Annotated in this window: 10 protein-coding genes; 3 read left to right on the top strand and 7 right to left on the bottom strand. The window is 65.5% G+C overall.

Features of this window, described 5'->3' with window-relative positions; translation table 11 throughout:
- Window positions 1–3: 3 nt before the first annotated feature.
- From QCE64_RS05600 to rpsB, 7 genes are all read right to left on the bottom strand, one after another.
- Window positions 4–1,221 (bottom strand): 1-deoxy-D-xylulose-5-phosphate reductoisomerase, encoded by a 1,218-nt coding sequence (locus QCE64_RS05600; RefSeq protein WP_309915484.1) that lies wholly within the window; start codon window positions 1,219–1,221, stop codon window positions 4–6.
- A gap of 18 nt (window positions 1,222–1,239) precedes the next feature.
- Window positions 1,240–2,052 carry a phosphatidate cytidylyltransferase gene (locus tag QCE64_RS05595; protein ID WP_310003009.1) on the bottom strand — a complete coding sequence of 271 codons (813 nt, stop codon included), beginning with the start codon at window positions 2,050–2,052 and terminating at the stop codon, window positions 1,240–1,242.
- Complete coding sequence (gene uppS / locus QCE64_RS05590; RefSeq protein ID WP_309915478.1) at window positions 2,046–2,828, bottom strand: polyprenyl diphosphate synthase; 783 nt, start codon at window positions 2,826–2,828, stop codon at window positions 2,046–2,048. Before uppS ends, QCE64_RS05595 begins: the two co-directional genes overlap by 7 nt.
- Before the next feature lie 82 nt (window positions 2,829–2,910).
- The gene (gene frr / locus QCE64_RS05585) at window positions 2,911–3,471 is read right to left on the bottom strand and encodes a ribosome recycling factor (RefSeq protein ID WP_309808075.1); all 561 of its coding nucleotides are present in this window, start codon (window positions 3,469–3,471) and stop codon (window positions 2,911–2,913) included.
- 91 nt (window positions 3,472–3,562) lie between these two features.
- On the bottom strand, window positions 3,563–4,276 hold the full coding sequence (gene pyrH, locus QCE64_RS05580) for a UMP kinase (RefSeq protein WP_309808074.1): 714 nt from the start codon (window positions 4,274–4,276) through the stop codon (window positions 3,563–3,565).
- 256 nt (window positions 4,277–4,532) lie between these two features.
- A complete protein-coding gene (gene tsf / locus QCE64_RS05575; RefSeq protein WP_309915475.1) occupies window positions 4,533–5,414 on the bottom strand; it encodes a translation elongation factor Ts in 882 nt (293 codons plus the stop codon).
- Window positions 5,415–5,555: 141 nt separating this feature from the next.
- Window positions 5,556–6,308: a 30S ribosomal protein S2 gene (rpsB, locus tag QCE64_RS05570; RefSeq protein WP_309915473.1), complete on the bottom strand. Its 753-nt coding sequence runs from the start codon at window positions 6,306–6,308 to the stop codon at window positions 5,556–5,558.
- A gap of 501 nt (window positions 6,309–6,809) precedes the next feature.
- Between rpsB and map the strand changes: the two genes are divergently transcribed.
- From map to QCE64_RS05555, 3 genes are all read left to right on the top strand, one after another.
- Window positions 6,810–7,619: a type I methionyl aminopeptidase gene (map, locus tag QCE64_RS05565; protein ID WP_309831914.1), complete on the top strand. Its 810-nt coding sequence runs from the start codon at window positions 6,810–6,812 to the stop codon at window positions 7,617–7,619.
- A gap of 73 nt (window positions 7,620–7,692) precedes the next feature.
- Window positions 7,693–10,272 carry a [protein-PII] uridylyltransferase gene (locus QCE64_RS05560; protein WP_309915470.1) on the top strand — a complete coding sequence of 860 codons (2,580 nt, stop codon included), beginning with the start codon at window positions 7,693–7,695 and terminating at the stop codon, window positions 10,270–10,272.
- 6 nt (window positions 10,273–10,278) lie between these two features.
- Window positions 10,279–12,228, top strand: a complete 1,950-nt coding sequence (locus QCE64_RS05555) for a pseudouridine synthase (protein ID WP_310003007.1) — start codon at window positions 10,279–10,281, stop codon at window positions 12,226–12,228.
- Window positions 12,229–12,289: the final 61 nt, after the last annotated feature.

Below are 12,289 nucleotides of genomic sequence, written 5' to 3'. Positions count from 1 at the left end.
GCCTCAATGGGCGATGGGTTCGGCGCCTGGCGCGCTCGCGGTGAGCTCTGCGACGAAACCGGAGGCAAGACGGCGTGCGTTCGAATCGGCGGCGAGGACGTCGTCCAGCGACGCGGCGCTCGTGTTCGGCAGCGCATTCAGCACGCGCTCCACGACCTCGCCGATGGCCATGAAGCCGATGCGGCGCTCGAGGAACGCTTCCACGGCGATCTCGTTCGCCGCGTTGAGCGCGGCGCTGGCGATGCCGCCCGCCTCCAGCGCCTCGATGGCCAGCGCGAGACACGGGAAACGCTTGAAATCGGGCTTTTCGAACGTGAGCGTGGCGATCTGCGCCAGATCGAGCGGCATGACGCCCGAATCGACCCGGTCAGGATACGCCAGCGCATGCGCGATGGGCGTACGCATGTCCGGATTGCCGAGCTGCGCGAGCACCGAGCCGTCCGCGTAGGAGACCATCGAATGGATCACGCTCTGCGGATGGATCAGCACCTCGATGCGCGAGCCGGGAAGATCGAACAGCCAGTGCGCCTCGATCACTTCGAGACCCTTGTTCATCATCGTCGCCGAATCGACGGAAATCTTGCGACCCATCGCCCAATTCGGATGCTTGACGGCCTCTTCCGGCGTCACGTTGACGAGCGATGCGGGTTCGCGGGTGCGGAACGGACCGCCCGACGCCGTCAGGATGATCTTCGAGACGCCGCCGTGCAGCTTGGCTTCCTTGTCCGCGCAGGGCGGCAAGCACTGGAACACGGCGTTGTGCTCGCTGTCCACCGGCAGCAGGATGGCGCCGTTGTCGCGCACGGCATCCATGAAGATCTGGCCGGACATCACCAGCGCTTCCTTGTTGGCCAGCAGGATGCGCTTGCCTGCGCGCGCCGCCGCGAGCGTGGGCGCGAGGCCGGCCGCGCCGACGATCGCCGCGACCACGGTGTCGCACTGCGACGCGCGGGCCACTTCCACCAGCGCCTCGGGACCGTGCGTGACCTCGGTCCTGCAGCCCTCGGCGCGCAAGGCGGACGCCACGCGCGCGGCCGTGTCGGCGTCGCCGACGACCGCCACTTCGGGCTGGAACCGGAGGCACTGCGCGATGAGCTTGTCGCCGTTGCGGTGCGCGGTGAGCGCATGGACCGAGAAACGGTCCGGGTGCCGCGCCACGACGTCGAGCGTGCTATCGCCGATCGAGCCCGTGGAGCCGAGCAATGTGAGACGTTTTTGCATGAATTCTTCTCTAGCCGATTAGCCGAGCATGAGCAATGCGATCGGCAGAACAGGCAACAATGCGTCGATGCGGTCGAGCACACCACCGTGGCCCGGCAGCAGGCCGCTCGAATCCTTGACGCCGGCCTGGCGCTTCAGAAGCGACTCGAACAAGTCGCCGATCACGCTGAACGCGACCAGCACGCTGAGCGCGACGAACGCGCGGTCCCAGCCGAGACGCTCCGCGAAGGCCGTGAATACGGTGGGCGCGTAAAAACCGGTGGTGGCGGCGAGCGCGCCGATCACGATGACGGCCAGCCAGCCGCCGATGGCGCCTTCCCAGGTCTTGCCGGGGCTGATCGACGGGGCGAGCTTGTGCCGGCCGATGGCTTTGCCGGCGAAGTATGCGCCTATGTCAGCCAGCCAGACTACTAGCAGAAGCGATAGCACGAAGGCCACGCCGCGGATACGGGCGTCGACGACGGCGTGCCAGCAGGCGATGAACACGACGATGCCGGCGAACAGCAGGAACGCGCGCCAGGCGCCGGCGGCGAGCGCGGGCTTGCGGATCAGCGCGTACGGCCCGGCGAGCACCCAGAAGATGGCCGCCATCTGGTACGGCGGCTTGCCCGCCACGTTGAGCCAGGCGCTGAAAATCAGCGCGAGACCCGCGACCACCGCGTAGGCGACCGGCCCGGCGCCGTTCAGCTTCAAGAGACGCCCCCACTCCCACGCCGCGAACACCACGACGAACCCGATCAGGGTGGCGAATCCGCCGATCGGCGCATACAGCGTGACCGGCACGAGAATGGCCAGCAGAACGATTGCCGTGATGACACGGGTCTTTAGCATGAAAGGGTGTCGGCCTTCTGCGATTGGGATTCGACCTGCGCGCTGGTGCGCCCGAAACGGCGCTCGCGGCCGCCATACGAGGCGATCGCGCGGTCGAGCGCGGCGGCGTCGAAGTCGGGCCAGTAGGTATTCGTGAAGTGGAACTCGGTGTACGCGAGCTGCCACAGCAGGAAGTTGCTGATGCGCTGCTCGCCGCCGGTGCGGATGAACAGGTCCGGCTCCGGCGCATAGGCCATGGCGAGATGCTGGGCGAACGATTCGTCGTCGACGCGCGCGGGCACGCCGCTCTCCAGCGATTCGGCAATGAGCTTTTTAGTGGCCTGCATGATGTCCCAGCGCCCGCCGTAATTGGCGGCGATGGTCAGCGTGAGGCGGGTGTTGCGGGCCGTCTTGGTCTCGGCGCGCTGGATCAGCGCGCGGATGCGGTCGTTGAACATCGAGGTGTCGCCGACGACGCGCAGACGGATGCCGTTCGCGTGCAGCTTGCCGATCTCGCGCTCCAGCGCGGTCACGAAAAGACGCATCAGGAAGGAGACTTCGTCGGTCGGACGGCGCCAGTTCTCGGAACTGAACGCGAACAGCGTGACGAACTCGACGCCGCGCAGCGCGCAGCTTTCGACGGTCGCGCGGACCGCATCGACGCCGCGCGTGTGACCGGCGACGCGCGGCAGGCGCCGCTCGGTCGCCCAACGGCCGTTGCCGTCCATGATGATCGCGACGTGACGCGGTACGGCTGCGACATCGGGCACGGTAACGGTAGAGCTGGTATAGGTCATGGCCGCTGAATCTTGAAATCTGAAGGAGTGAGAGCCGGCCTCAATGTAAGACGCCGAGGCCGGCGGGACCGTTCCTGCGGCCTCACACCGTCATGATTTCCGCTTCTTTGGTCTGCACGAGCTTGTCGATCTCGGCGACGAACTTGTCCGTGAACTTCTGGACTTCGTCGCTGGCGCGGCGCTCGTCGTCTTCGGAGATTTCCTTGTCCTTGACGAGCTTCTTGAGCTGGTCGTTCGCGTCGCGACGCAGGTTGCGCACCGCAACCTTGGCGGTTTCGCCTTCGCTCTTGACGACCTTCGTCAGCTCGCGGCGGCGCTCTTCGGTCAGCGCGGGCATCGGCACGCGGATCAGGTCGCCCTGCGTCGCCGGATTCAGGCCGAGATCCGATTCGCGGATCGCCTTCTCGACCACCGGGACCATCTTCTTTTCCCACGGCTGAACGCCGATGGTGCGGGCATCGACGAGCGTCATGTTCGCGACTTGCGAGATGGGCACGTTCGAGCCGTAGTAGTCGACCTGGATATGGTCGAGCAGGCCAGTATGGGCACGGCCCGTACGGATCTTCGCGAGATCGGCCTTGAATGCCTCAATCGACCGTTGCATCTTCTGGTCGACGCCCTTTTTGATGTCAGCCACACTCATTTGAACCTCCAAACCTGAGTTTTACCTGCAATAGCGGCGCCTGGCGCGCAGGGCCCGAGCCACCGCGCGCCGCGCCCGATATTGCGAGAGTTTACACGTGGACGAGCGTCCCTTCGTCGTCGCCCTGCACGATGCGCTTGAGGGCACCGGGCTTCGTGATCGAGAACACGCGGATCGGCAGCTTCTGGTCGCGGCACAGCGCGAAGGCGGTTGCGTCCATCACCTGCAGATTCTTGCCGATGGCTTCGTCGAAGCTGATCGTGCTGTAGCGCGTTGCATGCGGATCCTTCTTCGGGTCGGCGGAGTATACGCCATCGACCTTGGTGGCTTTCAGCACGACTTCGGCGCCGACTTCCGAACCGCGCAGCGCCGCCGCCGTGTCCGTCGTGAAGAACGGATTGCCCGTGCCGGCCGCGAAGATCACCACCCTGCCTTCTTCGAGCTGGCGGATGGCGCGCGGGCGGATATACGGCTCGACCACCTGGTCCATGCGCAGCGCCGACTGCACGCGCGCTTCGATGCCGGCGTGGCGCATCGCGTCCTGCAGCGCCAGCGCGTTCATCATCGTGGCGAGCATGCCCATGTAGTCGGCCGTGGCGCGGTCCATGCCGGCCGCACCGCCCGCGACGCCGCGGAAGATGTTGCCGCCGCCGATGACCACCGCCAGCTGGGTCCCGATCCGCACTACCTCCGCGATGTCCGCCACCATCCTTTCGATTGTTGCCCGATTGATGCCGAAGGCATCGTCGCCCATCAGGGCTTCGCCGGAGAGTTTGAGGAGTACGCGTTTGTAGGCTGTGGGCATATGAGGTTCCGATCGCGCCGAGGAGGGTTGCAACAACGTAGAACTGTAGGGGTGAAACAATATTTACTGCAAGCGGCCCGGATCGGGCGGCGGGCGCGGAAGACGAGGGTTAACCCTGATCTGCCGCGCCCGCCGCACGATGCGAACCGGAGCGCTGAAAGTGGACGGCGGTGCAACCGCCGCCGGTCCAGCCCGCGCGACGAACGGTCGCGCTATTTCAGCAGATGCTCCTTATCAGTGCCTTAAGAGCACCGCCTTACGACTGCTTGGCCGCCGCAACCTGCGCCGCGACTTCGGCAGCGAAGTCGTCCTGACGTTTCTCGATGCCCTCGCCCACCACGAACAGCGCGAACTTCTGCACCGACGCGTTGCTGGCCTTCAGCATCTGCTCGATGGTCTGCTTGTCGTTCTTCACGAACGGCTGGTTCAGCAGCGAGACTTCCTTCAGGTACTTCTGGACCGAACCGTCGACCATCTTCGCGACGATTTCAGCCGGCTTGCCCGACTCGGCGGCCTTCTGCTCGGCGATGCTGCGTTCCTTGGCGATCAGGTCGGCCGGCACTTCGTCCGACGACAGCGAGACCGGCTTCATCGCGGCGACGTGCATGGCGACGTCCTTGCCCACTTGCTCGTCCGCGCCCGTGAAGTCGACCAGCACGCCGATACGCGTGCCATGCAGGTACGAAGCAATCTTGTTGGCGGATTCAAAACGCACGAAACGGCGGATCGAGAGGTTTTCGCCGATCTTGCCGACCAGCGCGAGGCGCACGGCGTCGACCGTCGAGCTTTCGAGCGGCAGCGCCGACAGCGCGGCCACGTCAGACGGGTTTTGCTTGGCGACCAGTTCGGCGATGGTCTTGCCGAAGGCCAGGAAATCGTCGTTCTTCGCGACGAAGTCGGTTTCGCAGTTCAGTTCGACCAGCGCGCCCACGTTGCCGTCGACGAACGCCGAGACGATGCCTTCAGCCGTCACGCGCGATGCCGCCTTGCTCGCCTTGTTGCCGAGCTTCACGCGCAGCAGCTCTTCAGCGCGCGCCATGTCGCCGTCGGCTTCCGTCAGCGCCTTCTTGCATTCCATCATCGGCGCGTCGGTCTTCGCGCGCAGTTCTGCCACCATGCTTGCGGTAATTGCCGCCATCATTCGCTCCTTGAGTCTGTTTGATACGTGCCGCAGGCCTTACGGCTCGCCCACGGCAGGAAAAATAGGCAGGTCCAGCGGCCCGGCTAAAAAAAAGGGGCCTTTCGCAAAGCCCCCTTTCTTGTCGGCCACAGGGCTCGATTACGCCTGTTCGTTGACCTCGACGAACTCGTCGCCTTCGCCGCTGCGCACGGCCTGGACCACGTCGTTCACCGCGTTCGCGCGGCCTTCGAGGATCGCGTCGGCCACGCCTTCGGCGTACAGCGCGACGGCCTTCGACGCGTCGTCGTTACCCGGGATCACGTAGTCGATGCCTTCCGGCGAGTGGTTCGTGTCAACCACGGCGATGACCGGAATGCCGAGCTTCTTGGCTTCGGTCACGGCAATCTTGTGGTAGCCGACGTCGATGACGAACATTGCGTCCGGAATGCCGCCCATGTCCTTCACGCCGCCGATCGACTTTTGCAGCTTGACCATTTCGCGTTCGAACAGAAGGGCTTCCTTCTTGCTCATGCGCTCGGTTTCACCCGATTCCAGCGCCGCTTCCATGTCCTTCAGGCGCTTGATCGACACTTTCAGGGTCTTGAAGTTGGTCATCATGCCGCCGAGCCAGCGCGCATTGACGAACGGCATGCCGGCGCGTGCTGCTTCCTGGGCGATGGTGTCGCGCGACTGGCGCTTCGTGCCGACGAAAAGGATCGTGCCGCGGTTGGCTGCCAACTGGCGCACGTACTTCAGCGCGTCGTTGTAGAGCGGCAGGGTCTTTTCGAGGTTGATGATGTGAATCTTGTTGCGATGACCGAAGATGTACGGGGCCATCTTGGGGTTCCAGAAGCGGGTTTGGTGACCGAAGTGGACACCGGCTTCCAGCATTTGACGCATCGTGACTGCCATGAAATTCTCCGCGAGGGTTGGGTCTTAAGCCGGCTGCCGCATCCTGCGCCCGGGTGGCGAAATTCGCCTGACGGGCGCCGGACACCCTGGGTGCGCCGGCTTGCGATTCGACTTGATTGACTTGACTGGTGAAACTGGGGTGAAACTGATCTCCAAGCCTTGATCGCTGCATTACCGCTGGCATTGCCCCGGAGAACCGTGACGCTGCCATGGATGTGGATTAAGACTTAGCCCGTGAGTATAGCATGTGAGGATTGATCGGCTCAAGCCGCCTGTCAGGCGCCGAAGGCATGGCGACTCGACGTGGCGACTCGACGTGGCGACCCGGCCCGACGCCTTGCCGCTGCGCCATCTGCCCCCAAGTATCCGGGTGCGGCACCTTTCCTGAAGTGCGATAATGCCGCTTTGGCGCGCTACGGCCGCCTGAATTGCATCAGAACACGTACGAAATCCGCGTACGCAAGTCATTACACGCACACTCGCGTCCTTCCGAGCCAAGTCATGTCCATTACGCTGAAAAACGACCACGATATCGCGCAGATGCGCGTCGCCTGCCGGCTCGCCAGCGAAGTGCTCGATTTCATCACGCCGCACATCGCGCCTGGCGTGACGACCGAGGAACTCGACCGCCTTTGCCATGAGTACATGCTGAAGGAGCAAGGCACCGTTCCCGCGCCGCTCAACTATCAGCCGCCCGGCTACCCGCCCTACCCGAAGGCCACCTGCATCTCTGTCAACGACGTGATCTGTCACGGCATCCCCGGTGAAAAGGTGCTCAAGAACGGCGACGCGCTCAATATCGACATCACCGTCATCAAGAACGGCTATTTCGGCGACACGAGCCGGATGTTCATCGTCGGCGAGGGCTCGATCCTCGCGAAACGCCTCGTCCAGACGACCTTCGACTGCATGTGGCTCGGCATCGATCAGGTGCGCCCCGGCGCGCATCTCGGCGATATCGGCGCGGCCATCCAGAAGCACGCCGAGTCGCAAGGCTATAGCGTCGTGCGCGAATACTGCGGCCACGGCATCGGCCAGGTCTTCCATGAAGAGCCGCAAGTGCTGCATTACGGCCGTCCGGGCACCGGCATCGAACTTCAGGCGGGCATGATCTTCACCGTCGAGCCGATGATCAACGCCGGCCGCCGCGAAATCCGCACGATGCCCGACCAGTGGACCGTCAAGACGCGCGACCGCAGCCTGTCCGCGCAATGGGAGCACACCGTGCTGGTCACGCCGACCGGCTATGACGTGCTGACGGTTTCGGCCGGCACGCAGGCGCCGTCGCAGCTGATCGCGGCCACCGCCTGAACGCGTTCCACTCTCTCCGGCGCGCGCCGCCACCGCGCAGCGCCGCCCCTTCTCCCGCCCGCCGATCCGAGCCATGAGCGTCATCGCCGTCGCCACGCCCTGTGAAACCCTGCGCGCCGCCTACAAGGCCGCGAAGGCAGCGCTCATCGAGCGCTTCCAGACGACCTCGAATGTCGAGCCGCTGATGCACGCGCTCGGACGCGCCACCGACGACGCCCTCAAAGGCGCCTGGCACGCCTGCGCGATGCCGGACAACGCGGCGCTCGTCGCGGTGGGCGGCTACGGACGCGGCGAGCTCGCGCCGTTCTCCGACGTCGACATTCTGGTGCTGCTGCCGGACAGCGCCTCCGACACCGACACCGAGCTCAACGGCCGGATCGAGCGTTTCATCGGCATGGCGTGGGATCTCGGGCTCGACATCGGCAGCAGCGTGCGCTCGGTCGAGCAGTGCATCGCGGAGGCCGCCAACGACATCACCGTGCAGACCTCGCTGCTCGAGGCACGGCGCATCTGCGGCGACACGCGCCTGTACCAGCGCTTTTCGGAGCGCTATCACGAGACGCTCGATCCGCGTGCGTTCTTCCAGGCGAAGGTGCTGGAAATGCGCCAGCGTCACGCGAAGTTCCAGGACACGCCGTACAGCCTCGAACCGAACATCAAGGAAAGCCCCGGCGGCCTGCGCGACCTTCAACTGATCCTGTGGATCGCGCGCGCGGCGGGCTTCGGCAGCAACTGGCGCGAACTCGACACGCGCGGCCTCATCACCGAGCGCGAAGCGCGCGAACTGCGCCGCAACGAGGGCTTCCTGAAGGCGCTGCGCGCACGGCTGCATGTGATCGCGAAGCGCCGCCAGGACATCCTCGTATTCGATCTGCAGACGCCGCTGGCCGAGAGCTTCGGCTTCGAGGCGACCGCCGCCAAGCGCGCGAGCGAACAGCTGATGCGCCGCTATTACTGGGCCGCGAAAGCCGTGACGCAACTGGCGACTATCCTGATCCAGAACGTCGAGGCGCAGCTGTTTCCGTCGACGAGCGGCATCACGCGCGTGCTCAACAGCCGCTTCGTCGAGAAACAGGGCATGCTGGAAATTGCCCGCGACGATGTCTTCGAACACGAACCGCACGCCATTCTCGAAGCCTTCCTGCTGTACGAGCAGACGCGCGGCGTGAAGGGCTTTTCGGCGCGCACGCTGCGGGCGATCTACAACGCACGCGACCTGATGGACCGCGCATGGCGGCGCGATCCGGACAACCGCCGGCTGTTCATGGAGATCCTGAAGCAGCCCGAAGGCATCACGCACGCCTTCCGCCTGATGAACCAGACCAGTGTGCTGGGGCGTTATCTGATCAATTTCCGGCGCATCGTCGGACAGATGCAGCACGACCTCTATCACGTCTACACGGTCGACCAGCACATCCTGATGGTGCTGCGCAACCTGCGCCGCTTCGCGATCGCGGAACACGCGCACGAGTACCCGTTCTGCAGCCAGTTGATGGGCAACTTCGAGCGCCCGTGGGTGCTGTATGTCGCGGCGCTGTTCCACGACATCGCCAAGGGACGCGGCGGCGATCACTCGACGCTCGGCATGGCCGACGCCCGCCGCTTCTGTCGCGAACACGAGCTCGGCCAGGAAGACACGGACCTGGTCGTGTGGCTCGTGCAGCAGCATCTGACCATGAGCCAGGTCGCGCAGAAACAGGACACGAGCGATCCCGAGGTCATCAAGCATTTTGCCTCGGTCGTGCGCACCGAGCGGCGCCTGACGGCGCTCTATCTGCTGACCGTCGCCGATATCCGCGGCACCAGCCCGAAAGTCTGGAACAACTGGAAGGGCAAGCTGCTCGAGGATCTGTTCCGCGCGACGCAAGCCGTGCTCGGCGGCGCCGAGCCCGATGCGCACTCGGAACTGAAGTCGCGTCAGGAAGCGGCGCTCGCGCTGCTGCGGCTCGAAACCGTCCCCGAAGGCGCGCAGAAGCGTCTGTGGGACCAGCTCGACGTCGGCTACTTCCTGCGTCACGATCCCGCCGATATCGCCTGGCAGACGCGTGTGCTCTACCGGCACGTCGAAAGCGACCGGCCCATCGTGCGCGCCCGGCCCTCGCCGATCGGCGCGGCCTTGCAAGTGCTCGTGTACGTGCAGGATCGCCCGGATCTGTTCGCCGGCATCTGCGGGTATTTCGACCGCAATGGCCTGTCGGTGCTCGATGCCCGCATCACGACGACGCGCCATGGCTACGCGCTCGACAACTTCCTGGTCGCGCATCCCGAGCACGATGGCAGCTATCGCGACATCGCGAATCTCGTCGAACAGCAACTGAGCACGCTGCTGACCGACGAGCGCATTCTTCCGGAACCGTCGAAGGGCCGCGTCTCGCGGCTCGTGCGGACGTTTCCGATCACGCCGCGCGTGGACCTGCGTCCCGACGACCGCGGCCAGTACTACATCCTGTCCGTGTCCGCCAACGACCGGCAGGGCCTTCTTTATTCGATCGCGCGGGTGCTCGCGCAACACCGGATCGGCGTGCAGGCGGCGCGGATCAATACGCTCGGCGAACGCGTCGAGGACGTGTTCCTGATCGACGGCAAGAGCCTGTCGAACAACCGCACCCAGATCCAGGTCGAAACCGAACTGCTGCGCGCGATCGCAGCCTGAGAATTTATGCGCGTCAAACTGACAGCCAAACATCCGCGTCCGACCTCGGCCACGCGTTCGCCGGTCCGGACCGGCACCTCCACCGGGCGCAAGCCTGCGCGGCCCGCCGTGCCGGATGAAGCTCGGCCTGCACGTGCGAAGCCGTCGGCCGGGGAGCATCGCGGCGACGCGCCGCGCAAATCGTTCGAAGGCCGGCCGCCGGCGCGTGGCGAGCGTGCTGCGGGTGGTGATAAGCGACGCACGTTCAAGCCGCGAGGCGATGATTCGCGTCCGGCGTTCGGTGAGCGTGAGCGTGGTCCGCGCAAATCGTTCGAAGGGCGACCGCCGGCGCGTGGCGAGCGTGCTGCGGGTGGCGACGAGCGTCGTCCGTTCAAGCCGCGTGGCGATGATTCGCGTCCGACGTTTGGTGAGCGTGAACGTGGTCCGCGCAAGTCGTTTGAAGGTCGCCCGCCTGCGCGTGGCGAGCGTCCTGCGGGTGGCGACGAGCGTCGTCCGTTCAAGCCGCGTGGCGATGATTCGCGCCCGCCGTTTGGTGACCGCGAGCGCGGTCCGCGCAAGTCGTTTGAAGGTCGCCCGCCTGCGCGTGGCGAACGTGCTGCGGGTGGTGACGAGCGTCGCACGTTCAAGCCGCGTGGTGATGATTCGCGTCCGGCGTTCGGCGAGCGCGGTCCGCGTAAATCGTTTGAAGGTCGCCCGCCTGCCCGTGGCGAACGTCCTGCGGGTGGTGACGAGCGTCGTCCTTTCAAGCCGCGTGGCGACGATTCGCGTGCTGCGTTCGGTGACCGCGAACGCGGCCCGCGCAAATCGTTCGAAGGCCGCCCGCCTGCGCGTGGCGAGCGTCCTGCGGGCGATGAAGAGCGTCGCACATTCAAGCCGCGTGGCGACGATTCGCGTCCTGCGTTCGGTGACCGCGAACGCGGCCCGCGCAAATCGTTCGAAGGCCGCCCGCCTGCGCGTGGCGAGCGTCCTGCGGGCGATGAAGAGCGTCGCACATTCAAGCCACGCGGCGACGACACGCGTCCGTCCTTCGGCGACCGCGAGCGCGGCCCGCGCAAGTCATTCGGCGCCGATGCGCGCTCCGGTCCAGCCCCGCGCAAGAACACGGAGAGTCGCGCACCCGCGCGCGCAAGTCACACCGACACGCGCCAGCCGCCCGCCGCCGAATCCGCACCGAAGCATCGCGATCACGACCACCACGACGGCCTCGTGCGTCTCTCGAAGGTCATGTCGGAACTCGGTCTCTGCTCGCGCCGCGAAGCCGACGAATGGATCGAGAAAGGCTGGGTCCTCGTCGATGGCGAAGTGATCGATACGCTCGGCACGCGCATCCGTCCGACGGCGGAAATCGACGTGCTGCCCGCAGCGCGCTCGGCGCAGTCGCAACGGGTGACCATCCTTCTGCACAAGCCGGTCGGCTATGTGTCGGGTCAGGCGGAAGATGGCTACGAGCCGGCCGTCACGCTGATCACCCCGGCCAATCGCTGGGAAGAGGATCGCGCTGGCATCCGCTTTGCGCCCAGCCACTTGCGCACGCTCGCGCCGGCCGGACGGCTCGACATCGATTCCACCGGCCTGCTGGTGCTGACCCAGGACGGCCGCATCGCGAAGCAGCTGATCGGCGGTCATTCGGAAGTGGACAAGGAATATCTGGTGCGCGTGCGGCTCGGCGACCATACCGTCGATGTCGACAAGCATCTGCCCGCGGAACAACTCGCGCTGCTGCGCCACGGCCTCGAACTCGACGGCGTGCCGCTCAAGACCGCCCAGGTCAGCTGGCAGAACGGCGAGCAACTGCGCTTCGTGCTGCGCGAAGGCAAGAAGCGGCAGATTCGCCGGATGTGCGAGCTCGTGGGGCTGGAAGTGGTCGGGCTGAAGCGCATCCGCATGGGCGGCGTCACGCTCGGCAACCTGCCGCCGGGACAGTGGCGCTATCTCGGACCCAACGAATCCTTCTGAACGCCGCGCGTCGGGACCTGCCCGGCGCGTGGCGTACACGCCACTTTTACCGCTCTGAAAG

Source organism: Caballeronia sp. LZ043 (assembly GCF_031451075.1).
In the GTDB taxonomy this organism is placed as follows: Bacteria; Pseudomonadota; Gammaproteobacteria; order Burkholderiales; family Burkholderiaceae; genus Caballeronia.
Note: the sequence above shows the minus strand (reverse complement) of the source record. Positions and strands in the feature narration are given on the sequence as shown.